This window comes from Marinococcus sp. LNHM5E3-2.1, assembly GCF_056034365.1.
In genome coordinates this window covers 147346-174014 of record NZ_JBQLIB010000005.1, presented here as the reverse complement: position 1 = coordinate 174014, position 26669 = coordinate 147346, and the positions used below count along the sequence as shown (strand labels likewise).

Here is a 26669-nt window from a genome sequence, read left to right as displayed (position 1 = left end):
GGGAGTTAATAATTCTGTCTAAGCTCACGCCGCCGGGCTGAAGACATAAAAACAGACTTCCCTGTGAAACACAGGGAAGTCAGCCTTCATTCTCTATTGGGCCGTCCATGTTCCCGGGGTCTGCCGGCATGATTTGCTCGTACCAGCCGGAAAGCCATGGGGTTTCATGTAATATAAAGCTGGCGACTGCCGAATTGTTTATTACCGGCTCAAGAGCCGGAAACGGCATCAGCATAGCTGCAGCCAGCACAACGAATAAAATTACGTACGTTTCGAGCACCCCAAGCACACCACCAAGCCAGTAATTAATCGTTCTAAGCACCGGAAGTCTGGCAATGCCGCCTGCTGCTCCGGTTAAAAAGCCGGCGATGATGCGGGTGCCGATAAACAAAAGAAGAAAGGCAATCGAATAATAAAACAAGCTGCGGGTATCAAAAGCAGCCAGGAACGTCCCCTCCGCCTGCTGCCCGAATGGGTAGGGGATCCATTGTTCTAAAAACTGCGCGACTTCTTCATAGAATAAAAACGCAACAATAAACGCTGCCACCAGACTGACAAGGCGAAGCAATTGAAGAACAAAGCCTCTTTGAAGCCCTGTAAAAAAGCTTCCGATTAAAATCACAACAAGCAGAACGTTTATTACTATTTCCATAGCCATTACCCTTCAGAATCTTTGTCCTTGTTTACTTCTTCTTTGAGTTTTATATAGTCATCCACTACGTTTAAAGCCGTCAATACCGCCAGGCGGGTCGTATCCAAATAAGGATTGTATGCTTTATACTCTTTCATTCTCTTATCTAAATAATTGGCGACCTGATTAATATGCGAGGGTTGTTCATCACCGACAATCGTGTACTGCTGGCCGTATATTGTAACCGTAGTGCGTTTTTTACTTTGATCATCAGCCACGTCTTCCGCCCCCTGTTCTTGAATGTGCCTTTTCCTTAATAGTAACAGAATAAAAAGGCTCTGAATATCTTTCCCTTTACAGGCCCTTTTTTAAACCGGGAGATGCCCGGCAGCTGTTTACTGCCTGAGCTCTGCCCCGGTTTTTTCTTCAAGCATGCGAAGCACCTGGTTGTGCGCGGAGCTGACCTCTTCATCGGTCAGTGTTCTTTCCGGATCCAGGTAGACCAGCGTGAACGCCAGGGATTTTTTGCCGGGCGTTAGATTCTCGCCCTGATAAACGTCAAACAGGGAGGTGCTGTACAGCGTGCTTCCACCTGCGGACTCAATGACTTCTTTTACTTCAGCTGCAGGCACATTTTCATCCACAACAATCGCAATATCACGGGTAGTGGAAGGGAAGCGCGGAAGCGTTTGATAACGAACCGGCGTTTCCACCGCCTGAAGCAGGGAGGTTAAATCAACCTGCAGGGCATACGTTTCGGCTATATCCCACTCACCAGCCGTTGTTGGGTGAATTTGGCCGACGTATCCCACCGTTTTTCCATCCAGCTGTATGTCTGCGGTACGGCCGGGGTGCATATCACTGTGCTCTGCCAAAGTGAACGAAGCACGGCTTTCTACGTGCAGCTCTTCAAGAATGCCTTCAGCAATTCCTTTCATCACGTAAAAGTCTGCATTTTTTGTTTCTCCCTGCCATAGGTGGCTTTCCCATCTTCCGCTTACTACCGCACCAAGCATAATACGTTCTTCCGGCTGTACAGCAGCATTCTCTTCTTCGGAAAGAAACACCGAGCCCATTTCAAACAAAGCGATATCTTTCGTCTGGCGGTTGCGGTTATAGCTGACTCCTTCAAGAAGCTGAGGAATCAGGCTCTGCCGCAGTACTCTGCGGTCTTCGCTCATTGGCATGGTTACTTCCATCGTATACTTTTCCGGGTACAGCGTGAAACGGGAAGCTGAGCTGGCAGTCGTCAGGGAATAGGTGACAGCTTCACTCAGCCCGGCACTTTCCAAAAAGCGGCGTACTGTCCGCTTTCTTTTCTGTTCGGCAGTCAGGCTTCCGGCCGTTGTAGCACCTTTAGGAAGTGTACTCGGAATGTCCTGATAGCCGTGCATCCGAGCGATTTCTTCAGCCACATCCTCTTCAATGCGGATATCCGGGCGGCGGCTTGGGATATATACTTCGATACTGCTCGTTTCCTTGTCGGCGGTCTGAAAGCCGAGACGTTCGAGAATACGGACCATTTCTGAACCGCTGAGCTCCATTCCAAGCAGCTGATTGATACGGCGATCACTCACCCGTACCCAGCGGCCGCCCGGCTCCCGGTGGTCCTCCTGCTCGATGCCCTGAAGCACAGTGGCGCCCGCATATTCAGCGAATAAATGCGCCGCCCGGTCTGCTGCCTGCTCCACTCTCTCCGTGTCGAGCCCCCGCTCATAACGGACACTTGCATCGCTTCGTATCCGCGTATCTTTAGACGCCTGGCGGATCAGGGACGGATGAAACAGGGCCGCTTCAAGCAGAATATTTGTTGTCTGGTCGCTGACCTCAGAGTGCTCTCCACCCATCACTCCTGCGAGAGCTGTCGGCTTTGTACCATTGGTTACGACCAGATGCTCCGTCGAAAGATGATGCTTATTACCGTCGAGCGTCTGTATTTCTTCGTCTTCGAATGCTCTTCGCACGAGCACTTCGTCGGAGCCGAAGGCGTCAAAATCAAACGCGTGCAGCGGCTGCCCGTATTCAAGCAGCACATAGTTGGTAATGTCCACGATGTTGCTGATCGGCCGGATGCCGGCAGCCATCAAGCGGTTCTGCATCCAATACGGAGAAGGATTCACCTGAATATTTTCCGCGACTCTCGCTCCGTAATAAGGAGTGTCTTCGCCGTTTTCGATTTTCACATTAACTGCTGCTGATGCAGGCTTTTCGCTTTCTTTTACCGAAGTCACAGGGAGCCGGACGGTCCGGTCCAGCTGAGCTGCTACTTCGTAGGCGACCCCGAGGATATTCAGGCAGTCGGCACGGTTTGGCGTAATATCCAGATCCATCACTGTATCGTCCCAGCCAAGAGCTTTTACCGCATCCGATCCCGTCTCCGGATCCTCGTCAAAAACGAAAATGCCTTCAGCCACATGCTTAGGCACCAGCTTGGCTTCCACGCCGAGCTCCTGGAGAGAACAAATCATGCCATTGGACTGCTGGCCGCGGATTTCCGCTGCTTTAATTTCCATCCCCCCAGGCAGAACGGTGCCCGGCTTTGCCACTACGACCTTCTGTCCGGCTGCCACGTTGTCAGCACCGCAGATGATCTGTACTGTCTCTGCTCCCTGATGCACCTGGCAAATGTTTAAGTTATCCGCATCCGGATGCTTTTCGGCTTCGGTAACATACCCGACCACGCATCCCTCAATCGGTTCGGCACGCCGGTACAGAGCGTCCACCTCTACACCTCCTGTAGTCAGGCGATCGGCAATTTCTTCGGGGGTAATATCTTCAATATCCACATAATCTTTCAGCCATTTATATGAGATCAACATATCTGCATTCTCCTTCTATACTCGAGTGAATTGTTTTAAAAAGCGCATATCGTTCGTGTAAAAATGCCGGATATCATCAATGCCGTATTTCAGTAGGGAGAAGCGCTCTACTCCCATGCCAAAGGCAAAGCCGCTGTATACGTCCGGGTCAAAACCGCTCATTTCCAGCACGCGCGGATGCACCATCCCGCACCCGAGAACTTCAATCCACCCAGTATGCTTGCAGATGCGGCAGCCTTCCCCGGCGCAGATACCGCATGAAACATCGAGTTCTGCAGACGGCTCGGTAAAAGGGAAGTAGCTCGGGCGGAGACGAATTTCTCTTTCCTCTCCGAAATATTTTTTCACAAATGTTTCGAGCACCCCTTTTAAATCACTCATACGGATATTTTCGTCAACCATCAGCCCTTCGATCTGCATGAACTGGTGGGAGTGGGTAGCATCGTCATCGTCCCGGCGGTAGACCTTGCCCGGGCAGATGATTTTCACCGGCCCTTCGCCGTGGTGGCGTTCCATCGAGCGGGCCTGTACCGGCGACGTCTGTGTACGCAGCAGCAGATCACTGCTGACATAAAAAGAGTCCTGCATGTCACGGGCCGGATGATCTTTTGGCAGATTCATCGCTTCAAAGTTATAATAATCGGTTTCGACTTCCGGTCCTTCAGTCACTTCAAACCCCATACCGATAAAGATATCTTCAATTTCTTCCACAACGCTTGTCAGCGGGTGCTTCGCCCCTCGCTGGACCTTACGTCCCGGCAGTGTTACATCGAGCGTTTCTTTTTCAAGCTTTTCCTTTAATGCTTCGTCGGCAAGCGTTTTTGTTTTTTTCTCCAGACGCTCCTGAATAGCTTCCCGTACTTCGTTTCCTTTCTGGCCGACCACAGGACGCTCTTCCTTGGACAGCTGCCCCATCCCCCGGAGCACTTCCGTAATCGGACCCTTCTTCCCTAAGTATTTTACTCTCACCTGCTCTAATTCCTTTGTATCGCCAGCTTCTTCAATCTGCTGCAGCGCTTCCTGCTGCAGCTCCTCCAAGCGTTCTATCATATCCTGGTTCCCTCCATTTTTATGCCAAATAAAAAGAGCCCTCTCCCTGAAAGGGACGAAGGCTCGCGGTACCACCCTTGTTAGCTGCAGTGCACAGCTCACTCTCCTGTAACGACAGGTTCCGGCACGCTTTTCTTCCACAGGGAATACTCCAGCGGCTGCTCCGAAGCGAATTCACAAATCCTTACTGCAAGGTATTTTCAGTCAGCGATACCTTTTCCCTGTTCAGCAGGAAGCAATGCTACTACTCTTCATCTGCGCATTTGTGTTTATATGTTTCAATATGAATTATTATAGAAAAAGCCTGGCCCGATTGCAACCATCACCAATCTGTCTGCTTCAAGTGATACAGCAGAATGCCGGCAGAAACTGCCGCATTTAACGATTCTGCCTGGCCCGGAATCGGAATGTACAGGTTCTGGTCGGTCCGCTCGAGCCATTTCTTTTGTACGCCGGCTCCTTCGTTGCCAATGATTAACGCAAAGTAAGGCTGCGGCTCAAGTGCCGAATACGACGTACCTTCATCAAGCGAAGTGCCAAAGCACGGAATGTCCGTTTCCTGCAGCCATTCCAGCCATTCCCCCAGGTCCTCCTGCAGTACCGGAACATGAAACAGTGAGCCCTGGGTCGCCCGGACCACCTTTTCGTTGTACGCATCCACCGTACCTGTGCCGAGAACGACTACCCCTTTTCCAAGCGCGTCAACCGTCCGGATAATTGTTCCCAGGTTACCTGGGTCCTGAATGCTGTCCACCAGCACGAAAAATGAATATCCACCGCTTCTTACATTAGAAAATTCAGGAATTCTGCATACAGCTACAATATTTTTCGGGGTTTCCGTCAAGCTTATTTCTTTCATTACGCTTTCTGTTACCTCTGTGGCCGGTGTTGGAATTTCATTAAAAACCTGCGGCCACTCTTTATGCTCTTCAATGAAAATTTCTTCAATCCAGGCCTCCGACCGGACGGCTTCTGTCAGCGCGTGGTCTCCCTCAATTAAAAAAAGCCCTGACCTTTCACGTTCCTTACGCTTATGAAGTTTTTTTATCTCTTTTACTTTCGGGTTTTTTGCCGATTCTATCCGCTTCACTTCGCTGTCTCCCCCAGTATTTTCTCTCATCGTAGCACACTTTGCCCCGCCGCAGAAAGAAAATAAACAGCCCTCCCGTCCCTCATGGACAGAAAGGCTGGTATTTTATGCTTCGTACGTTAACGAATCTACTGTGTCGCGGTCCAGACGCTTAGCAATTTCTACGATTAACTGCACGGCATGCTCAAAGTCATCCCGGTGCAGAATAGCCGCATGCGTATGGATATAGCGGGTCGGAATCGTAATGGCCATCGCCGGTACTCCTTCGCCGGACAGATGAATAGACCCTGCATCTGTGCCGCCGTTTGCCATCATGTCGAACTGAAAAGGAATTTCTTTCTCTTCAGCCACACCGACAACGAAATCACGCAACCCTTTGTGTGCGATGACGGAGGCGTCCATCATAAGAAGCTGCGGGCCTTTGCCGATTTTCGCTCTGGCATCGTTACTTGTGACACCCGGCGTATCCCCGGCAATCCCTACATCGACAGCAAAGCCGATATCCGGCTGAATAAGGTTGGTTGCTGTTTTCGCTCCGCGCAGGCCGACTTCCTCCTGTACAGCACCGACGCCGTAAATTTCATTCGGATGGGATTCATTTTCGAGACGCTTCAGCACCTCAATCGCGATAGCACAGCCAATACGGTTGTCCCAGGCTTTTGCCATCAGCAGTTTTTCATTATTCATCACTTCAAAATCACATACCGGCACGACCGAATCTCCCGGACGCACGCCGAATGATTCTGCTTCTTCCTTGCTTGAAGCACCGATATCGATGAACATATCTTTAATTTCCATTGCTTTCTTGCGCTGCTCCGCCGGAAGAATATGCGGCGGCTTTGAGCCGATCACCCCGGTAATATTTCCTTTTCTCGTCATTACCTTCACCCGCTGGGCGAGCATCACCTGGCTCCACCATCCCCCGAGGGTCTGGAATTTCAAAAAGCCATTCTCATCGATTCCCGATATCATAAAACCAATTTCGTCCAGATGTCCGGTAATCATTAATTTCGGACCGCCGGCCTGTCCGGTTTTTTTAGCAATCAGGCTTCCCAGCCGATCGGTGCTCATTTCATCGGCGTAAGGAGAAATATACTGGGTCATTACTTTTCTCGGTTCCTGTTCATTCCCCGGAACGCCGTTTGCGTCCGTGAGGTCCTTTAGCATCTGCAATGTCGGGTCTAATTCTGCCATTTCGTGCTGCCTCCTTTATGTACGGTTGTTTTACACACACATGCAAAGGGAAAATATTATTAATGCTGCGGGCTAATATTCTCATCCATACAAGCGGTGTGGTGCGGGTTCTTCCATATTCAGTATAAAGAACTTTGCCGCAGGGCTCAAACATAATCTATCATAGCCTGGTGCCTGTGAAACTTTTTAGCAGACTGTGCGTATATATTAGAAATGAGAAGGCTTATGTACGCTTAATCCGATAGATGCAGAGGAGGGTGTAAAGATTGGGTATTCTTTTACGAGTGCTGCTGTTGATCGCTCTTATTATTATCATATACTCGTTTTGGAGATACTGGAATAATTCTAGGAGAAAGCTGGAAGCAGCTCACCATAAAAAACAATTCTATCTGCTTGATGACCAGCAAAACGTGCGGAAAAATTTACTGGCGACCCATAAAGGCGTCATGTTTGAAGGCGAAAAATACGTAGGTACAACCGAAAAATCGTTTGAAGTCGTTACGATTTCGCTGTGGGTGATTGAAAGTGAGCATTTGCGCGGCTTCCAGCGCGAGGATTTCACCTTTCTCGAGCGGGAAATTTTATCCCTCTATCCGGAAGCTGCTATCGAGTGGAACAGCCCGGTAAAGGAGTTCATGCAGCAGCTTGAAGCAAAACATCCCGAGAAACAATAAAAAGCGGAACGCCTGATTTACCGGGCGCTCCGCTTTTTTGTTTGATTATAAGTTTGATTTCGCTTTTTCAGCAAGCTCTGCAAATGCTTTTTCGTCATTTACCGCAAGGTCTGCGAGCATTTTACGGTTCATTTGGATACCGCCCTGCTTCAGGCCATGCATCATGCGGCTGTAGGACAAGCCGTTTAAACGGGCTGCTGCGTTAATACGTGCAATCCACAGCTTACGGAATTCGCGTTTGCGCTGGCGACGGTCCCGGTAAGCATACTGCAGGGACTTCATTACCTGTTCCTGTGCTGTTTTAAACAGTCTATGCTTAGAACCTCTATAACCTTTCGCGAGTTTTAATACTCGTTTACGTCTGCGACGTGCCACATATCCGCCTTTTACTCTTGGCATCGTCAACCCCTCCTTAGCTTATCTTAATTATTTGGTCGTGCTTATTTTTTCGTTTTCGGCAGCAGTGTCTTGATACGCTTGTAGTCGGACTTGGAAACAAGCTCCGGCTTACGCAGGTTACGCTTTTGCTTTTGGGATTTATGCGAAAACATATGGCTCGTGAATGCGCGTGCGCGTTTTACACGGCCGCTTCCTGTTTTGCGAAAACGTTTTGCTGCTCCGCGGTGAGATTTCATTTTTGGCATAAGTGACATCCTCCTTTTTTAATATAACGGGCTGACCGCTGTCTACTCTTTACTGGATTCTTCTTTTTGCTCCCGTTCCTGCTCTGCTTTTGGAGCGAGCATGAGGAACATGCTGCGGCCATCCATTTTCGGCTTCGTTTCAATCGTACTCACGTCTTCACACTCTTTTGCAAACCGGTCAAGCACCTCTTTACCGATATCAGAGTGTGTGATCATACGACCGCGGAAGCGGATAGCTGCTTTTACTTTATCGCCTTTAGACAAAAACTTTCTTGCGTTACGCAGTTTTGTATTAAAGTCGTGTTCTTCAATGCTCGGGCTCAAACGAACTTCTTTCACGTTGATCGTTTTTTGCTTTTTCCGGGCTTCTTTATCTTTTTTCTGCTGTTCAAAACGATATTTACCGTAATCCATAATACGGCAGACAGGCGGTTTTGCGTTTGGAGCGACAAGAACAAGGTCAAGGTTTTCTTTCCCGGCCAGCTCTAAAGCTTCGTTTCTTGATTTTACTCCAAGCTGCTCTCCGTTAGAGTCGATGAGTCGAACTTCACGGGCACGGATGCCCTCGTTTACCTTTTGGTCCTTACGAATAATAAGCCACCTCCAGAAATTTAGTGCGCGGGGCTTCCACGCAAATACATACCATTGGCACAACGAAAAAACGTGCAGACACCCTCTAAAACAGAGAAGCGCCCACACGTATACAGAATATATGCTCTACACATTCAATATATTAGTAATAACCAGCCAACGTTTGTCGGTCAGGTGAGAAGCGGGCGCTTCTTCTTCAGGGATTAATTATTTTCACACTAGGACATCTTAGCACGGCCTCATTAGGACGTCAACCTTTTTATCGATATTCGTTGATAGCCGCTGTTACATTTTCCACGAAATCATTCAGCGGCTGTGAGTCCGAATCCTGCTGACCGTATCTGCGTACATTTACGGCGTTCGCTTCCTGCTCTTTGTCACCAAGCACAAGCATGTAAGGAATTTTCTGCGTCTGGGCTTCGCGGATTTTATAGCCGAGCTTCTCATCCCTTGTATCCACTTCCACCCGGACATCCGAGGCCTGCAGTGCCATTTCCACTTCTTTCGCGTAGTCAAGATGAACGTCAGGCGAGACCGGTATGATTTTCACCTGTACAGGGGAAAGCCACGTCGGCAGGGCGCCTTTGTACTCTTCAAGCAGAAAAGCGATAAAGCGTTCCATCGTAGACACAATGCCACGGTGGACGACTACCGGACGGTGCTCGCCGCCGTCGCTTCCCACATACGTGAGATCAAATCGTTCAGGCAGGTGAGTGTCGATCTGGACAGTGGAAAGTGTCTCTTCTTTGCCCATTGCTGTCTTTACCTGGACATCGAGTTTCGGACCGTAAAATGCTGCTTCGCCTTCTGCTTCCACGTATTCAGCGTCAATCGCATCCATCGCTTCTTTCAGAATGCGCTCGGAATTTTCCCACATCTGGTCATCGTCCACGTATTTTTCTTTATCCTCCGGATCCCGGTAGGAAAGCCGGAAGGTATAATCCTTGATACCGAAATCATGATAGACTTCACGAACCAGGCGTACAGCACGAATAAACTCGTCCTTCAGCTGATCCGGACGGGCAAAAATGTGACCGTCGTTTAGCGTCATCGCCCGCACCCGCTGAAGACCGGCAAGCGCTCCGGATTTTTCATAACGGTGCATCGTTCCGAGCTCTGCAATGCGTACCGGAAGATCGCGGTAGCTGTGCTTTTTATTTTTGTAAACCATCATGTGGTGCGGACAGTTCATCGGCCGAAGCACAAGTGTTTCATTATCCATTTCAATCGGCGGGAACATGTCGTCCTGATAGTGGTCCCAGTGGCCCGATGTTTTATAGAGCTCGGAGGAACCAAGTACCGGCGTATACACGTGGTCATAGCCGAGACGTACTTCTTTATCCACAATATAGCGCTCGATAATCCGACGGATCGTGGCACCGTTTGGAAGCCAGAGAGGAAGGCCCTGTCCGACTGTCTGACTTGTCGTAAATATGTCGAGCTCTCTGCCAATTTTACGGTGGTCGCGCTCCTTCGCTTCTTCGAGCATCTTCAAATGATCGTCAAGCTGGGACTGTTTTTCAAAGGCGGTTCCGTAAATACGCTGCAGCATTTTGTTGCTGCTGTCCCCGCGCCAGTATGCCCCGGAAATATTCATCAGCTTAAACTTTTTTAATTTGGATGTCTGCGGCACATGAACGCCGCGGCATAAATCGACAAATTCTCCCTGCCGGTAAAGCGCGATCTGTTCTCCTTCCGGGATATCCTCAATTAATTCCAGCTTCAGCTCGTCGCCAAGCTCTTTAAAAAAGCGGACTGCTTCTTCCCGGGACACTTCCTCGCGAATAATTTCAAGATTTTCATCGATGATTTTATTCATCTCTTTTTCGATTTTAGGAAGGTCTTCCGGCGTCAGCTGGTGCGACGTATCAATGTCGTAATAAAATCCGTTTTCAATCACCGGGCCGACACCAAGCTGCACATCATCAAACAAGCGCTTCACCGCCTGGGCCATCGCGTGCGCGGTGCTGTGCCGGAGCACTTCAAGGCCTTCCGGGGACTGATACGTGATGATTTCAATCTGACCGTCCTCCCGGAGCGGAGTGCGTAGATCCACCATTTTCCCATTAATTTTTCCTGCCAGCGCACTCTTTTTCAGTCCCGAGCTGATCCCGCCGGCTACTTCTTCTGTCGTCGTGCCAATATCATATGATTTTTCATTCCCATCTGGAAATATGAGCGTAATTGCCTGTTCTGCCACTGTGATTTATCCTCCTTTTATTACTGTAATATACAGAAAAACGCATAAAAAAACCGCCCCCTCGAAAGGGGCGGGCTCAGCCGCGGTTCCACCCTAGTTTCCATCCCCTGTAAAGGGACGACTCTATCCGGGTAACGGCCGGGGATCCGCCGGCAGATACTGCTGTTCCCTGCCGAAGCTCCGAGGGGGTAAAAATAAAACGGTTCGTAGAGAACTTCCAGCCATGGTTCTCTTCTCTGGGACGCCTGTTTTATTTTCATGGCCTCATCCTTGCATTTTCCTTTTCGCTATTTCAGCATAGCGAAAAGCTTCTTTTCATGCAACCTGTATTTAGTTTTGCATTACAAAGTCTTTTTCGCTGTTCTCTTCTCCCTCAAACACCCGGAGTGTATGATACTTCGTATTACGTTGAGCCGGCGTATAGCCTGCTTCCCGTATTAAACGAAGAATACGGTTGATGTTCACTTTGTGTGTGGTACCGGCTGAAGAAACAACGTTCTCTTCCATCATAGTACTGCCAAAGTCGTTACAGCCGTAGGAAAGGGAGCGTTTCCCCGTTTCTGGTCCTGCTGTTACCCAGGAGGACTGGAAGTTCGGGATATTGTCCAGGAACAAGCGTGAAATGGCAACGTTACGGAGATAGCCTTCCGGTGTAATACGCTCGCCTTTCATGCTTGTGTAATCCTGCTGGAAGGTCCAGGATATGAAAGCCAAAAAGCAGTTGGATTCATCCTGCGCCTCACGAATACGCCACAAATGTTCTGCCCGCTCTTCGTTGGATTCGCCAAAGCCGATAACCATCGTTGCAGTGCCGTGCATACCGACCTCTTTAGCCATTTTCATGCAGTCAATCCATTGATCGGCCGTGCATTTCAGGCGGCTGATCCGTTTTCTCGTTTTCTCTGTGAGAATTTCGGCGCCGCCGCCCGGAAGTGAATCCAAACCTGCTTCGTGAAGAGCCGTTAATACCTCTCTCAAGGACAGGCCGGACACTTCCATCATTTTGTACACCTCTGCCGGTGTAAACGAGTGCATCGTCACATCAGGGAAATGACTTTTAATTTTTTTGAGCAGGTTCGTATAGTATTCAAATGGGAGGTTCGGGTTGGTCCCGCCCTGCATTAAAATTTCGTCTCCTCCTACATCCTGAAGCTCTTTAATCTTCTGCAGGATCTGGTCATCCGAAAGAAGGTATCCCTCTTCCGATCCCGGCCGGCGGTAAAATGCACAGAAACGGCAGAAGGTATCGCAGACGTTTGTGTAATTGACGTTCCGTCCTATGTTAAAGGTAGCGACAGGCTCGGGGTGCCAGCGTTTTTTAATTTCATCTGCGGCAGCTCCCATTTTTTCTATTTCATCGCTTTCATACAAGCGCACAGCGTCATCCATTGTCAGTCGTTCTCCGTTTAATGCACGTTCCAGTATTCCATCAATGCTCATTTGTATACCCTCCAGAAAATTCCTTTGTGGCGCTCGCATGAAAATACCGCGAATCCAACCCATTTTCTGCATGCTGGGCGCTATCATCATGGTAGCATATTTATTTGTATTATACACTTAGAATGCCCTATGCATTTCCAATTATCCCCGGCGGTTCTGTCCGTCCATGAACACTTCTTCTGTGAACGGGCGGATGCGCTCCATGATACGCTTAGCTTTCAGCCGCTCGTTACCACCCTTCTGGGAATACGTCAAATGCTCTTCAAGTTCACTGTAATCATAGTTGGAGGTATAAACAGTAGGAAGCTTTTCCATCATCCGGTGCTGCAGAATAACTCCTAAAATATCGTCTCTTGTCCAGGCACTCATCGATTCGGCTCCAAGATCGTCGAGTATGAGCACCGGCACGCCTTTGACGCTGTCCACCTTTTCCCTCACCGTATTATCCGAAAGCGATTCTTTGATCTCACGGAAAAAGTCCGGCACGTGTACAATCATCGAGCCGATGTTTCGCTCCGCCAGTTCATTCATGATGGCTCCGGCAATATACGTTTTACCGACCCCGAATTTTCCATACAGGTAAAGTCCCTGTCCGTCTTCTCCGGGCACGGTGGTCGATGCGAAATGCAGTGCTGCGGTTCCTGCCTTCGCTCTTGATTCATGGTCCATATCCACCTGGTCAAAGGAAGCATGCAGTATCTCTTTTGGAATATAATAGCTTTTAATAAGTGCCTGTCTTTTTTTCTTTTCATCATCGTGTATCTTTAATGAACAGCGGTGATAGGCAACCGTTACTTTTCCTTTGTCTTCCATCAATTCCGGCTGATAGCCCTGCATCAGGTTCGGGCAGTTTTCAAGCCCAGGACAGGCATCGCAGTTACTGCGCTCCCTTTTATACTCAAATAAAGCTGCCTTGTTTTTTTCGTATTCTTCCGCTGGTATGTGCGGATGACGGCGCTTGAAATCAATAACTCCCGGATAGGCAAACACTTCTTTTTCAAGTCTGGCCATCCGTTCCTTCCAATCCTTATCCATCCATCTGTTCAACGAGGATCCGATCGAATCCATCCAGCCGCCTCCTTTCTTTTAACGGTTTGCTCTTTCCCGTCGTTCCTTAAGCATTTCTTCAAAGCGCTCTCTTTCCTTCGACAGCTGCTCCTCCTGCGTGGAATTTTCACCTTCTGCCGGTTTATTCTCTGCCTGCTCTTCTTTTTCCAGCCACTTAGGCAGCTTATCGTTTCGGACGTAGCCTTGAGACCGCTTATTCGTATAATTGTTTTTAGGTGCCTGGCGTTCCTGGGCCTGCTTGTGTTCTTCCTTTGCAAGCTTCATGGCATCCTCTACGGTATGTACTTTTTTTCTTGTCCACTGGCCGGCAATTTTATACACAAGTGCTTTGCTTAATTTCATATTATTTTTCTTCATCACGTAATCTGTCAACACGTTCACAACTCCCGGGGATAAACGGTAGCTGAATAAAAGCTCCTCCACGAGATGAATATCCGACTCCGGCACAGTTGCTCCTTCGGCCACCGAACGAAGAAATGTCACGGGGGACGTCTGTTCATAAAACTGCTTCATTTGCTCCTGTTCAGACACCGGGCGGCCCTTTGCCGGTGCCGGCTCCTGACTTTCTGTACGGTTCCCGAGCGCAGGCGGGGCTGCTCCGTGCTCCATACGGTAATGATTTTTTGCCTTTTTACGCAGGTCTTCTATATTTACTTCATCGTCTGCTGACAGGGACTCCTGAATCACTTTTCCCATATCAATCGGCGATAGCTGATACACAAAAGCAAGCCGGCGGACGGTCTGCTGCAGCGAAGGTGTTAACAGCCGCGAGCTGTCGAGAAAGGAAGGGAGCGAAGCTTTTAGCAGCTCCATGTCGAATCCATTCTCCTCAAGCTGCAGGCGCGACGGCTCACTGCCACCGACAAATTCTGTTCCTTCATCTGCCGGAGGCGGCTCGGAAGCCATTTCCGACGCATGCAGGGAAGCAAATACTTCATTGAACGAAGCCGTAATTTCTTCTGCTCCTTCAGGCACAGCCGAAATGCCAAAACGCTGGCGCAGCTGAATGTATTTGCTTTTCCCAAGACGGTTATATAAAAATACGCTTAGCACATCGTCCTGAAAAAAAGCCCGCGGCGACATAGGCGGCTGGATATCATAAACAAATGTTTTATCCTGTGAGTGTGTTTCGAGTTCATAAACCCTGAGAAGCCCGATGCCTTCAAGCAGGCGGCGGGCAGCGTAAATCTCATTTAAAGGCATCTGCAAAAAAGCCATCAGTTCATGATGGGTTGCTTCGGAGCTTTCATAGCAGTCTTTTTCAAGCTTATTCTGCAGAGTCTGGTAGAGAGCGATCGCTTTGCTTCCGACTAACGGCTGGTAGAGCATAGACATCGTTTTATCCGTGCTCTCGCTGAATTCTTTACTTGTGCGAACATAGTACCCGTCCACCGGTTTTACTTCCATCCAATGCAGACTCAAAGCGCCGCCCTCCTTTTTATGATTTTGATGAATCTTCTTTATTTTCTTTATCAATCAGTTCTTTTAATTCATTGATGAATACATTTATATCACGAAACTGCCGGTAAACAGAAGCAAAACGGACATAAGCGATTTCATCAATATCCGCTAGCTCTTCCATGACAAGCTCCCCGGCTTCCTCGCTTTTCACTTCTGTTCGTCCTTCTTCCCGCAGTTTATTTTCCACCCTCGAAACGATGCCCTCGAGCGTTTCCATTGGGATTGGCCGCTTTTCACAGGCTCTGATCAAGCCTCTCAGCATTTTTTCCCGGCTGAATTCCTCCCGGTTCCCATTTTTTTTCACTACGACAAGCGGCAGTTCTTCCACAATTTCAAATGTAGTGAAGCGGTGGTGGCACGTATCACACTGACGCCGGCGCCGGATGGAACGGCCTTCATTGCTCGGCCTCGAATCCAATACACGTGTGCCATTGGAGTAGCATACAGGGCATTTCATTATTATCATCTCCAATTTGATGGGCGGTCTCTATTTTTATTGGTTCTATCATATCACATTCGCTCCTGGCGGGAGGATGACAATTTGCGTATTTCTTTGAATCCCTTGTACTGCGGGCAATAAAAAACCGTTCAAGCAGCTACCTGTGCTTAAACGGTGTTCGTATGCGTATTATAGGGCATTCGCTTCCGGGCGCTCTACACGGATAGGGCCTGTACCGCGGGGGATTTCTATTGTTTCTTCCGCTTCGGCACCGAGTGAACCGGCAATATATTTAGCCGCCGTGTTCGGATCAATATGGTCTCCGCAAGTATACACATCGATGCTTGCATAGCCGTGTTCCGGAAAGCTGTGAATCGTTAAATGCGATTCTGAAATGATGACTACTCCGCTTACACCCTGCGGTGCAAATTTATGAAAAATCACTTCTCTTATTTCAGCGCCTGCTTTTAAAGCGGCGTTTACAAAGATACGTTCGATTGCATTTACATTGTTTAAAGTTTCTTCGTCACAACCCCAGAGCTCGGAGATGACATGGCGTCCCATTGTTTCCATGGTACGTTTCCCCCTTTGTTTCTTTTTATTACATCATTAGGTCGCTGTATTTTTATCGGCCCGTCACGTTTTAAAGGCTACTCTGGGGGAAAGTTAGTCCGATTTGGCACTAACCCTTACAGTAACCGCTAGTATACCTGTATACGCCTGAAAACTGTGCATTTCTGCCGTCAAATTCAAGGACGCACAGGCACGAAATTCAGTATACGATGTTTATTTGCAATTTGCAACCAGTTTTCACATGCAGCATTTTTAAAGCTTTGATCGAGGGCTTTAATGTCTGTATATACTCCATAACTTCTGTACATAATTCCCCATAGAGGATAAACAAAAAAGCGCCCCACTTACGGGACGCTTTCCCACATTAACGATTTTTAAAACGAAGCGACGGAGGAGTAGCCGACAGCTGGTTCTCCGACCATTTTCACCAGATCCACTACCCGGCAGGAGTAGCCCCACTCATTATCGTACCATGCAAGCACTTTAACCTGGCGGTCGTTAATGACCATGGTGGAGAGCGCATCTATAATAGATGAATTTTCGTTTCCATTAAAATCTGTTGATACGAGCGGGTCCTCGCAGTAGGAAATAATTCCTTTTAACTTCTGTTCTGAAGCCGTTTTTAGCGTTTGATTGATTTCTTCCTCTGTTACCGGACGCTTCATGTCAATTACCATATCCACCAGCGATACGTTCGGCGTTGGCACCCGGAGAGCCATACCATTCATTTTTCCCTCCATGGAAGGAATCACCTCTGAAAGAGCTTTAGCTGCTCCGGTAGACGTCGGGATAATCGACTGGCCGCAGGCTCTCGCCCGGCGCAAATCCTTGTGGGGATTATCCATATTGTTCTGGTCATTGGTGTATGCATGTACAGTTGTTATTAAACCGCTTTCAATACCGATGTTATCCTCAAGCACCTTGACGACCGGCGCAAGGCAGTTCGTCGTGCAGGATGCGTTTGAGATTACGTGGTGGCGTTCCGGATCGTAGTCTTTTTCGTTTACTCCCATTACGATGGTTGTATCGACTTCTTTGCCGGGAGCAGTCAGCACGACTTTTTTAGCTCCGGCTTCTATATGCATTTCAGCGTCAGGGCCACGGTTGAATTTCCCCGTCGCTTCGACCACAATATCTACACCCAGTTCTTCCCACGGAAGTTCGAGGGGATTTCGGTTTTGAAGCAGCCGGATCCGTTTTCCATCCACGATCATTTCGTCCCCTTCGGATTTTACTTCAAGCGGAAACGGACCGTGCACACTATCGTATTTCACTAAATGAGCCAGCGTTTCAGGAGGATACATGGCATTGATGGCTTTCACTTCAATTTCAGGGTCCATCATTGCCTTTCGAAAAACCATACGCCCAATTCGTCCGAAACCGTTGATCGCTATGCTTGTTTTCATTTAATATCCTCCTCTGGAAATATGTTATACTTTTATAAGTAAAATCTAAAAATAGTATAACACATTGACAGCGCATTCTTGCAACCTATTTTTAAAAAATAACCACTTTCTTTTACGAAAAGTGGTTATCCATCCGTTTTTATTTTATTTTCCATTGATGGAGCAGCTCGTTCACCTGGGTTTTTGTTTCCTTTTCTGTCCCCGAATTATCGATCACTGCATCCGCCAGCTCTCTTTTTTCTCCGAGAGGCATTTGCGATTTGATTCTCGCAGCCGCATCTTCTTCTCCCCGGCCGTCACGCTCCACTAGCCGCTGCTTTTGCGTTGCTTCATTGACATAAACGACGATAATGCGGTCGACCAGAAAGTTTAAATTGTTTTCGAGCAGAAGCGGGATATCGAGCACGACATGTTCATTTCCTTCACGTACGAGATCATCCCGTTTGCTCATCATGCGCTGCCTGACAGCCGGGTGAATAATTTGATTAAGCACCTGGCGTTTTTCAGTATCATTAAAAATGACAGAGCCTAATTTTTTTCTGTCGAGCGTTCCATCAAACTGGAGAATTTCCGGGCCGAAGTGCTCAATAATCTGCTCCAGGGCAGGCTCCCCCGGCTCCACCACTTCCCGTGAAATCACATCAGCATCAATCACGGGAAGGCCCTGCTCCCGCAGAGCGTCTGCCACCAGTGACTTACCGCTTGCTATTCCGCCTGTAAGGCCGATAACCATTCCGTCCCCTCCTTCGTCTGGCAGACTGGACAGTAGTGCGTACCCCGGCCCGCTACTACAGCCCGCTCAATTTCATGACTGCATACTTTGCACGGCTCCCCTTTTCTTCCATATACAAACAGATTTAATTGAAAAGCGCCGGCCTGTCCGTCTCCATTCACATAGGAGCGTACCGTGCTTCCTCCCTGTTTGACTGCCTCTTCAATCACTTCTGTGATCTGCTTTCGAAGGATTTCTACCACAGGCTTTTCAAGTCCTGCGGCCGGAGCGTCCGGCAGAACACCCGCCCGGAACAGCGCTTCATCCACATAAATGTTTCCGAGACCTGCAATAATTGATTGGTCGAGCAGTACCGCCTTAATACTGCGTGAGGTTTTTTGAAACCGGGCGTGCAGGTAATCAGCGGTAAAAGAAGCATCACGATAAGGCTCCGCCCCGAGCTGGTTCAGCGGTTTTTCGTTCCACTCCTCTCCTCGGCTGAACACATGCATCGTGCCGAATTTACGCACGTCACGGTAGCGGAGCTCCGTACCGTCGGTGAAATAAAAGCGCACATGCGTGTGTTTATCCGGCTCCCCGCCGTCACTCCATTCGTAACGACCTTCCATACGTAAGTGGGAAACAACAGCCAGATCTTCAAGATAAATTACTAAAAATTTCCCTTTACGGTGCACGCGCTCGATCGTCTTTCCTCCAAGCATCATTGAAAAGGCTTCATGGTCATCGGGGCGTTTAATAATATTAGGCCAGTATACTTTCACGGTCTCCACCGTTTTTCCAACGGCCGTGTCTTCTAAATTCCGCCGGACCGTTTCTACTTCCGGTAATTCAGGCATCGTTCTCTCTCCTTATTTCGCATCATACCATGTCGGGCCCTGGGCCACGTCTGCTTTTAAAGGCACCGACAGTTCAATTGTCTGCTCCATCAGCTCCGGCACAAGCTCCTGCATGGTTTTCACTTCATTTTCGGGTACTTCAAAGATCAATTCGTCGTGTACCTGAAGCAGCAGCCGGCTGTTCAGTCCTTTTTCTTCAAGGGCTTTGCTTACATCCACCATCGCTTTTTTAATAATATCAGCCGCCGTGCCCTGAATAGGAGTGTTCATAGCTGTTCTTTCTGCAAAGCTGCGCTGGTTAAAGTTGCGGCTGTTCATGTCGGGCAGATACCTGCGGCGGTGCAGAAGTGTCGTTACAAACCCGTCGCGTCTCGCTTCATCCTTGATCTCATTCATGTAATTCTGCACGTTGGGATAGCTTTTTAAATAGCTCTCAATAAATTCTTTCGCTTCGTTTCTCGTAATGCCAAGGCTCTGCGAAAGGCCGTAATCCGAAATGCCGTAAACGATTCCGAAATTTACAGCTTTCGCACTTCTGCGCATGTTGGATGTCACTTCGTCGTGCCCTACGCCAAACACATCCATCGCAGTTTTTGTATGAATGTCCATATTGTTCTGGAAAGCTTCCTTGAGCCCCTCATCATCTGCAATATGAGCGAGCACCCGGAGTTCAATCTGCGAATAGTCTGCCGATAAAATAGACCACCCGGGTTCAGAAGGAATGAAAGCCTTCCGGATACGCCGGCCTTCTTCAAGGCGGATTGGGATGTTCTGCAGATTCGGCTCAGTAGAACTCAGCCGTCCTGTCTGCGTAATCGCCTGGTTGAACATCGTATGAATTTTGCCCGTAGTTGGGTGAATAACTTTTAGGAGCCCTTCAATATATGTCGAACGCAGCTTCGAAATCTGGCGGTACAACAACAGACTTGGAATAATTTCATGCTGGTCACTCAGTTTCTCGAGCACATCCGCCGACGTGGAATAGCCGGTTTTCGTTTTCTTAACAGCCGGCAGTCCGAGCTCTTCAAACAGAATTGGCCCGAGCTGCTTCGGCGAATTAATGTTAAATTCACGCCCGGCTTGTTTGTAAATTTCTTTTTCAAGCTCTGTGAGGCGGCCGTCCAGCTCATCACCGATCACCTCAAGCTGCGAACGGTCCACAGAGATGCCCTGGGTTTCCATCTGTCCGAGTACAAGCGACAGCGGCATTTCCAGCTCCTTAAACAGTTCGAGCTGCTCGTTCTGTTTTAAGTCCTCTTCAATTTTCCCCTGCAGCCGGTAGACGGCTTCACCTTTCCGGATCAGATGCTCTGCCAGTGCTTCTTCCTCCGGCTTCGTACGTTTGGCACCTTTGCCGTAAACTGCTTCGTCGGTGTCCACCACCTGCAGATTCCGGCGCTTTGCTATATCAGACACGTGATGCGAAGATACAGAGGGATCAATTAAATAGGAGGCTATCAGCGTATCATGGGTGATACCCCGGAGTTCCACGCCTTTCCAGCCCAGAGCAACGACAGCGCGCTTTGTATCAAACGTATATTTTTCTTTGGATTCGTCTTTAGCCCATTCCTGGAATGCTTCACTCTGCAGCGCGTCTTCTGTGGAAATAAAATACCGGCCGGTTTCATTAATAACCGCTATGCCCCAGATACTCCCGTGGTGATAATTTTCTTCCGGCACTTCCACCACCAGGGCAGACGGGGAAACGAGCATATCCTCCTGCACGTCTTTTACATGCTTGTATGTCAGCTCATCGAATGTCTGCTGCGCTTCATCAACGTCATCAAATTTGTTTAACAGCGTTTGAAACTCCAGCTCGCGGAAAAGATCTGTCACTTCTTTTACGTCATAGTCTTCATGCTTTAATTGCTGAAGCTCTAAATCGAGCGGCGTTTCCCGGTAAATAACAGCGAGTTCTTTGCTCATTTTCGCCTGTTCTTTATTTTCTTCGAGCCGTTCCTTCATTTTTTTTCCGGAAATTTTATCAATGGACTCCAGTACTTTATCCACGGAGCCGTATTCCTGTAACAGCTTTAATGCGGTTTTTTCCCCGATCCCGGGCACGCCTGGAATATTATCCGAGCTGTCCCCCATCAGCCCCTTCATATCAGTAATCTGAAGAGGAGTAAGGCCGTACCGATCCTGAATCGCATCCGGGTCATACAGTTCGGTGTTTGTTATTCCTTTTTTGATAAAGGAAACATGCACGTGAGGACTGACCAGCTGCAGCAGGTCCCGGTCACCAGTATAGATGCGCACGTCCCAGTTTTCATCCTCGGCCCGTTTCGAAAGGGTGCCGATAATATCATCTGCTTCATAGTTCTCCTTTTCGATATAAGGAACTTTAAAAACGTCCAGCACTTCACGAATGACTGGAAGCTGTTCGGATAACTCAGAAGGGGTTTTTTCCCGGCCGGATTTGTACTCGCTGTAAGTATCGTGGCGGAAGGTTGTTTTCCCGGCATCAAAGGCCACCAGCACGTGGCTTGGCTCCTCGTCCTCCAAAATTTTTAAAAGCATGGTTGTAAAGCCGTAAATCGCATTTGTATAAACGCCTTTATCGTTATTTAAAAGAGGCAGGGCAAAAAAGGCCCGGTAAGCAATACTGTTTCCATCCAATAATACTAGTTTACTCAAATTATTGTCCTCCTTATTACAAAAAGCCGAACCGGCTTCTTATGTACTTCATCAAGCGGGCTTTCACGTTCATCGTTATATTTTATCATACACCGCGGACAGCGTCAGAATGTCTACCTGAAAAAAGCATAAAAAAAGAACGAAAGCCAAGGGGTGCTTTCGTTCCAGAGGGGATGCAGCCCGCTGCAAAAACAGACAGCGGATGAAAACCCGTTCGACCACTATGTTATCGCATAAATGTAAATAGGTCGTTTACCGGAGGTTAAGAATTTGTAAATTCTTCCTCTACGGGCTGTCTCTCCCCGGGAAAACGCAGTGTGAATACCGTTCCTGCGTCCCTGGTGCTATTCACTTCGATACGGCCGCCGTGGGCGTCCGTCAGATGTTTAACAATAGCAAGTCCGAGCCCGGTGCCGCCCGAACCGCGGCTTCTCGCTTTATCAACACGATAGAACCGCTCAAAGATACGCGGCAGCTGCTCGGGACTGATACCGATGCCGTTGTCTTCTACTTCAAGCACTACTTCCTCTGCTTCTTTAAACAACCGCACCTGCACTTCCCCGCCTTCTTTTGTATAAATAATGGCGTTATTGACCAAGTTGATAATAATTTGTTTCAACCGGGCTTCGTCCCCATCCATATAAATTCCTGCGTCCACACGCGAAGTAAGCAGCAAATGTTTATCAATCGCTTTAGGCTCAAGCAGGCGGACGGCTTCTGCAGCCGTATTGCTCACATCGAATCGTGACCGGTTTAATTCAAAATAATCCTGCTCAATTCTTGAAAGCTCCAAAAGATCACTGATTAAATCCTGGAGCCGGTCGCTTTCTTTCCAAATAATATCCAGGAACTGTCTGCTTAGCGCTTCGTCATGCATAGCCCCGTCCAGGAGCGTTTCGGTAAAGCCTTTTACGGAAGTAACCGGCGTTTTTAATTCGTGTGATACGTTCGCGACAAAATCTTTCCGCACTTCCTCCAGCTTTTTCAGCTCTGTAATATCATGCAAAACAAGCACAATGCCGCGCAGCTCATCTTTTTCCCCCAGCACCGGAGCACCGTAGACGTGGAAAAAACGCACTTCAAGTTCATGAAGCATCTGCACAGTGGCACTGGACCGGCTCTCTGTTAAAAATATTTTCTGGATAAGCTTAATGATCTCTTTCTCGTCCATTGCTTCATAGTACAGTAAATCGAGCCACTGGCTTGTGTCTTCCTTAAAAATACGGGCACAGTAGGCATTCATCAACGTAATTTCGCCGCGGCTGTTTATAAATACCAGGCCGCTTTCCATCGTATTGATCAGCGTTTCAAGCCGTTCCTGCTGCTCCTGATTTTCCTTTGTCACACTTTCAAGATTAAATGCGAGCACGTTAATCGAACGGGTCAGCTGACCGACTTCATCCTGCGTACTTCCATAAGCCCTGGCGCTGAAATTTCCTTTAGCCAGTTCATTGGCCGTTCTTGTAGCCTGAGTAATTGGTTTCGTCAACTGATTTGTCACTTTTGTTGTAATATATAAAATGATCAGAAGCGCGATACCAAAGCTCCCAATCAAAGTTCCCCAGATCAGCCAGTTAGTGGCATTGATCCGTTCAACAGGAATAGCCAGCCTCATATAATGCGTATCGTTTTCATACGAAAATGGCACAGCGTAATAAAGGAGCTCTGCTTCCACCGTCTCACTGTACCGCAGATTACTGCCTTCACCATTTTCCCGCGCTGATTCTATTTCCGGACGCCCGAAATGGTTATCGAGTTCTTCAGGCTCCGCTTCAGTTTCTCCGATCACGGTTCCGTTTTCATCCATAATCGTCACACGGACATCCAGCTGGCTGCTGATATTCTGTGCCAGTGCTTCCCAGCTTTCTTCATTTCGTTCTTCAGCAATCGAGGCAGAAAGGTTGGCCTCCCTTTCAAGACTGTTCTCGAGCTCATCCACGTAAAGAGAACGGACAATCTGTCCGATCACAAGCCCTACGACGGTCAAAACGATTAAAATAATCGCCATCAGAGCTACGATCAGGCGGGTACGGAATCTCCTCATGCAGGTGCCGGCTCCTCAAATTTATAGCCAAGGCCGCGGACCGTTTTGATGTATACCGGTTTTTTCGTATTCGGTTCAATTTTTTCACGCAGATGACTGATATGTACATCAACGATTCTCGTGTCTCCGACAAATTCGTAATTCCATACTGCATTCAACAGCTGGTCACGCGTAAGCACCCGTCCTTTATGGTTAATTAAGTACACGAGCAGCTCAAATTCCTTCGGCGTCAGCTCAAGCGCTTCTTCTTTTACATATGCTTCATAATTTTCCGGATACACTGTTAAATGGCCGATGCTTTTTCTTTCTATCTTTTCCGTTTCCTGTCCGGAATAGTCCACTCTGCGCATGATAGCCTTGACACGGGCAACCAGCTCACGAGGACTGAACGGCTTTGTCATATAATCATCGGCTCCCAGTTCAAGACCGAGTACTTTATCAAACTCTTCGTCTTTTGCCGTCAGCATCAAAATTGGTACCTGAATCTTTTCTGTCCGGATTTTCCGGCACACTTCAAGGCCGTCGATCTCTGGAATCATTAGATCGAGCACAATTAAATCGTACTTTACCTCCTGTGCTTTCCGGAGTGCTTCCACGCCGTCGTAAGCTGTATCCACCACGTATCCCGACTGCTCAAGATTGTATTTTAACAGCGTTACGATGGATTCTTCATCGTCTACTACCAATAACCTTGTTGCCATATGAACCCTCCGCCTCTCAGCGCCCCCCTTGGCACTGATTATTTTCCCGAGCTGCTGCATCTGTCACATTCATCATACTATAAGCGAGTCATACAGCTCAATGTTTATCGCTTTTCTCCTGTTGGCATAAAAAAAAGCTGCCTGTACGATACAGGCAGCTTCAGCACTTCTTTAATCGTTCGGTAATGCCTTCATGACATCACGAACAGAATCAGCAGAAGTATTCAATTGATTTTGTTCTTCATCTGTCAGCTCGAGCTCGATAATTTTTTCCAACCCGTTACCGCCAAGAATGGTCGGTACCCCGAGGTAAAGATCATTATATCCATATTCGCCTTCAAGAAAAGCAATAGATGGAATCACTCGCTTTTTATCTTTTAAAATCGCTTCAACCATTTCCGTGAGAGCAGCGGCTGGAGCGTAATAAGCACTCCCATTACCGAGAAGCTGCACAATTTCCCCTCCGCCCTTGCGCGTGCGTTCAATGATTGCGTCAATACGTTCCTGGGATATGAGCTTAGTCAGCGGCACTCCGCCAGCGTTAGAGTAACGGATCAGCGGTACCATGTCATCTCCGTGGCCACCAAGAACGAATCCCTGGATGTCTTCAACGGAAATGCCGGTTTCCTGGGCGACAAACGTACGGAAGCGTGCCGTATCGAGTACTCCGGACTGACCGATAACACGGTTTTTAGGGAAGCCGGATTCTTTGTACACCGCATATGTCATTGCATCTGCTGGATTGGTGAGCACGACAATAATGCATTCCGGCGAATGCTTCACCACTTCTTTTGTGACAGATTTCATGATTTTTGCGTTTGTATTAATCAGATCATCCCGGCTCATCCCCGGCTTTCTTGCAATACCTGCTGTGATTACGACAATGTCCGATCCAGCTGTATCAGCGTAATCCGAGGTGCCGGTCACATTAACATCCGACCCATATACTGGAGTCGACTCGAGCATGTCGAGTGCTTTTCCTTTTGTCGGCCCTTCATTGTCCGGGACGTCTACAAGCACTACATCCCCAAGCTCTTTCTGGGCAACCATAAGAGCCGTAGTAGCACCTGTAAAGCCGCCACCTATAACTGATACTTTTCTGCGCGTAATAGCCATGCATGCTCATCTCCTATCAATTGATTGGATTACATATTGCTGATTAGAGCGTCACCGAATTCAGAGCACTTCACTTCTTTTGCACCGTCCATCAGACGGGCGAAGTCATAGGTTACGACTTTGCTTCCGATGGTTTTGTCCATGGATTGAAGCACAAGCTCGGCAGCTTCATTCCAGCCAAGGTGACGAAGCAGGAGTTCTCCGGAAAGGATAACAGAGGAAGGATTCACTTTGTCCAGGCCGGCATATTTTGGCGCTGTGCCGTGTGTAGCCTCGAAAATAGCGTGTCCCGTCTCATAGTTGATGTTGGCGCCTGGAGCAATACCAATGCCGCCAACCTGCGCAGCCAGCGCGTCGGAAACATAGTCTCCGTTTAAGTTCATAGTGGCTACTACATCAAACTCTTTCGGACGTGTAAGAATCTGCTGCAGGAAGATGTCTGCAATAGCATCCTTTACGATGATTTTGCCTTCGCTTACCGCTTTATCCTGAGCAGCGTTTCCTGCTTCCTTGCCTTCTTTTTCTACGATTTCATCGTATTCGCGCCATGTGAAGACCTTATCTCCGAATTCACGCTCTGCAAGGTCGTAGCCCCAGTTTTTGAAGGAGCCTTCGGTGAACTTCATAATATTTCCTTTGTGTACGAGGGTTACACTTTCACGGCCTTCATCGAGTGCGTATTGAATAGAAGCACGGACGAGGCGCTCAGTACCTTCTTTGGAAACAGGTTTTACACCGATACCAGAGGTTTCAGGGAAACGGATGTTTTCGGAGCCCATTTCATTTTGCAGGAAGTCGATTACTTTTTTCACTTCATCTGTGCCTTCCTGGAATTCAATACCGGCATAAATGTCCTCAGTGTTCTCACGGAAAATAACCATGTTAACGTCTTCCGGACGCTTTACCGGGGAAGGTACGCCTGTAAAGTGCTGTACCGGACGCAGGCATGTAAACAGGTCAAGCTTCTGGCGAAGTGCTACGTTCAGGGAACGAATGCCTCCACCGATAGGAGTGGTGAGCGGGCCTTTAATAGCGATTAAGTATTCACGGATAGCATCCAGGGATTCTTCCGGGAGCCATTCGCCTGTTTTATCGTAAGCTTTCTGACCTACAAGAATTTCTTTCCAGTGAATTTTCTTTTCACCGTTATAGGCTTTTTCTACAGCTGCATCCAATACTTTCTCTGCTGCAGCCCAGATGTCCGGACCAATGCCGTCCCCTTCGATATAAGGGATGATTGGTTCGTTTGGCACCGTTAAATTACCATTATTAGTTTGAATCTTTTCTCCGTTAGACATAAAATAAATCCTCCTTTAATATGA

The 26669-nt window shown here is 48.3% G+C and carries 24 protein-coding genes and 1 other annotated feature; of the genes, 1 reads left to right on the top strand and 23 read right to left on the bottom strand.

What is annotated here, in order from left to right:
* Window positions 1–79: 79 nt before the first annotated feature.
* The 6 genes from ACTRXH_RS08505 to ACTRXH_RS08480 all read right to left on the bottom strand — a co-directional run bounded on the left by ACTRXH_RS08505 (window position 80) and on the right by ACTRXH_RS08480 (window position 6784).
* Window positions 80–652, bottom strand: a complete 573-nt coding sequence (locus tag ACTRXH_RS08505) for a CvpA family protein (protein WP_462865588.1) — start codon at window positions 650–652, stop codon at window positions 80–82.
* A gap of 5 nt (window positions 653–657) precedes the next feature.
* Window positions 658–909 carry a cell division protein ZapA gene (zapA, locus tag ACTRXH_RS08500; RefSeq protein ID WP_022793126.1) on the bottom strand — a complete coding sequence of 84 codons (252 nt, stop codon included), beginning with the start codon at window positions 907–909 and terminating at the stop codon, window positions 658–660.
* A gap of 117 nt (window positions 910–1026) precedes the next feature.
* Complete coding sequence (gene pheT, locus ACTRXH_RS08495) at window positions 1027–3450, bottom strand: phenylalanine--tRNA ligase subunit beta (RefSeq protein WP_474281657.1); 2424 nt, start codon at window positions 3448–3450, stop codon at window positions 1027–1029.
* A 15-nt stretch (window positions 3451–3465) separates the two neighbouring features.
* Window positions 3466–4500 carry a phenylalanine--tRNA ligase subunit alpha gene (gene pheS / locus ACTRXH_RS08490; protein WP_474261919.1) on the bottom strand — a complete coding sequence of 345 codons (1035 nt, stop codon included), beginning with the start codon at window positions 4498–4500 and terminating at the stop codon, window positions 3466–3468.
* Window positions 4501–4548: 48 nt separating this feature from the next.
* Window positions 4549–4767 (bottom strand) — a binding site (T-box leader).
* Window positions 4768–4822: 55 nt separating this feature from the next.
* On the bottom strand, window positions 4823–5590 hold the full coding sequence (locus ACTRXH_RS08485) for a TrmH family RNA methyltransferase (protein WP_474261918.1): 768 nt from the start codon (window positions 5588–5590) through the stop codon (window positions 4823–4825).
* A gap of 105 nt (window positions 5591–5695) precedes the next feature.
* Window positions 5696–6784 (bottom strand): M42 family metallopeptidase, encoded by a 1089-nt coding sequence (locus ACTRXH_RS08480; RefSeq protein ID WP_474281655.1) that lies wholly within the window; start codon window positions 6782–6784, stop codon window positions 5696–5698.
* Between the two features lie 266 nt (window positions 6785–7050).
* On the opposite strand from ACTRXH_RS08480, the gene ACTRXH_RS08475 reads away from it, so the two are divergent.
* Window positions 7051–7458 carry a sigma-w pathway protein ysdB gene (locus ACTRXH_RS08475; protein WP_474281653.1) on the top strand — a complete coding sequence of 136 codons (408 nt, stop codon included), beginning with the start codon at window positions 7051–7053 and terminating at the stop codon, window positions 7456–7458.
* Between the two features lie 45 nt (window positions 7459–7503).
* Here ACTRXH_RS08475 and rplT read toward each other — a convergent pair whose 3' ends face one another.
* The 17 genes from rplT to icd form a co-directional block, all read right to left on the bottom strand.
* Complete coding sequence (gene rplT, locus ACTRXH_RS08470; protein WP_298783507.1) at window positions 7504–7857, bottom strand: 50S ribosomal protein L20; 354 nt, start codon at window positions 7855–7857, stop codon at window positions 7504–7506.
* Between the two features lie 41 nt (window positions 7858–7898).
* On the bottom strand, window positions 7899–8102 hold the full coding sequence (rpmI, locus tag ACTRXH_RS08465) for a 50S ribosomal protein L35 (protein ID WP_022793119.1): 204 nt from the start codon (window positions 8100–8102) through the stop codon (window positions 7899–7901).
* A 42-nt stretch (window positions 8103–8144) separates the two neighbouring features.
* Window positions 8145–8756, bottom strand: a complete 612-nt coding sequence (gene infC, locus ACTRXH_RS08460; protein WP_322526529.1) for a translation initiation factor IF-3 — start codon at window positions 8754–8756, stop codon at window positions 8145–8147.
* Window positions 8757–8952: 196 nt separating this feature from the next.
* Window positions 8953–10893, bottom strand: a complete 1941-nt coding sequence (gene thrS / locus ACTRXH_RS08455) for a threonine--tRNA ligase (protein WP_474261915.1) — start codon at window positions 10891–10893, stop codon at window positions 8953–8955.
* A gap of 330 nt (window positions 10894–11223) precedes the next feature.
* On the bottom strand, window positions 11224–12333 hold the full coding sequence (gene mqnC, locus ACTRXH_RS08450) for a cyclic dehypoxanthinyl futalosine synthase (RefSeq protein ID WP_322526531.1): 1110 nt from the start codon (window positions 12331–12333) through the stop codon (window positions 11224–11226).
* A gap of 141 nt (window positions 12334–12474) precedes the next feature.
* Window positions 12475–13401, bottom strand: coding sequence for a primosomal protein DnaI (dnaI, locus tag ACTRXH_RS08445; protein WP_474281651.1), 927 nt, complete (start codon window positions 13399–13401; stop codon window positions 12475–12477).
* An 18-nt stretch (window positions 13402–13419) separates the two neighbouring features.
* Window positions 13420–14823, bottom strand: a complete 1404-nt coding sequence (locus ACTRXH_RS08440; RefSeq protein ID WP_474261913.1) for a replication initiation and membrane attachment family protein — start codon at window positions 14821–14823, stop codon at window positions 13420–13422.
* A 16-nt stretch (window positions 14824–14839) separates the two neighbouring features.
* A complete protein-coding gene (gene nrdR / locus ACTRXH_RS08435; protein ID WP_022793114.1) occupies window positions 14840–15319 on the bottom strand; it encodes a transcriptional regulator NrdR in 480 nt (159 codons plus the stop codon).
* Between the two features lie 171 nt (window positions 15320–15490).
* The gene (gene speD / locus ACTRXH_RS08430; RefSeq protein WP_022793113.1) at window positions 15491–15874 is read right to left on the bottom strand and encodes an adenosylmethionine decarboxylase; all 384 of its coding nucleotides are present in this window, start codon (window positions 15872–15874) and stop codon (window positions 15491–15493) included.
* 374 nt (window positions 15875–16248) lie between these two features.
* Window positions 16249–17280, bottom strand: coding sequence for a glyceraldehyde-3-phosphate dehydrogenase (locus ACTRXH_RS08425; protein ID WP_474261912.1), 1032 nt, complete (start codon window positions 17278–17280; stop codon window positions 16249–16251).
* A 139-nt stretch (window positions 17281–17419) separates the two neighbouring features.
* Window positions 17420–18013, bottom strand: a complete 594-nt coding sequence (gene coaE / locus ACTRXH_RS08420) for a dephospho-CoA kinase (protein WP_474261911.1) — start codon at window positions 18011–18013, stop codon at window positions 17420–17422.
* Window positions 17986–18849 (bottom strand): DNA-formamidopyrimidine glycosylase, encoded by an 864-nt coding sequence (mutM, locus tag ACTRXH_RS08415; protein ID WP_474261910.1) that lies wholly within the window; start codon window positions 18847–18849, stop codon window positions 17986–17988. Before mutM ends, coaE begins: the two co-directional genes overlap by 28 nt.
* 12 nt (window positions 18850–18861) lie before the next feature.
* Window positions 18862–21486 carry a DNA polymerase I gene (polA, locus tag ACTRXH_RS08410; protein ID WP_474281649.1) on the bottom strand — a complete coding sequence of 875 codons (2625 nt, stop codon included), beginning with the start codon at window positions 21484–21486 and terminating at the stop codon, window positions 18862–18864.
* Between the two features lie 262 nt (window positions 21487–21748).
* Window positions 21749–23530, bottom strand: coding sequence for a two-component system histidine kinase PnpS (gene pnpS, locus ACTRXH_RS08405; RefSeq protein WP_474261908.1), 1782 nt, complete (start codon window positions 23528–23530; stop codon window positions 21749–21751).
* Window positions 23527–24231: a response regulator transcription factor gene (locus tag ACTRXH_RS08400; RefSeq protein ID WP_474281647.1), complete on the bottom strand. Its 705-nt coding sequence runs from the start codon at window positions 24229–24231 to the stop codon at window positions 23527–23529. Before ACTRXH_RS08400 ends, pnpS begins: the two co-directional genes overlap by 4 nt.
* Before the next feature lie 171 nt (window positions 24232–24402).
* Entirely contained in the window at window positions 24403–25347 is a 945-nt protein-coding gene (gene mdh / locus ACTRXH_RS08395; protein ID WP_474281645.1) for a malate dehydrogenase, read from the bottom strand.
* Between the two features lie 29 nt (window positions 25348–25376).
* Window positions 25377–26645, bottom strand: coding sequence for an NADP-dependent isocitrate dehydrogenase (icd, locus tag ACTRXH_RS08390; RefSeq protein ID WP_474281643.1), 1269 nt, complete (start codon window positions 26643–26645; stop codon window positions 25377–25379).
* Between the last annotated feature and the right edge of the window lie 24 nt (window positions 26646–26669).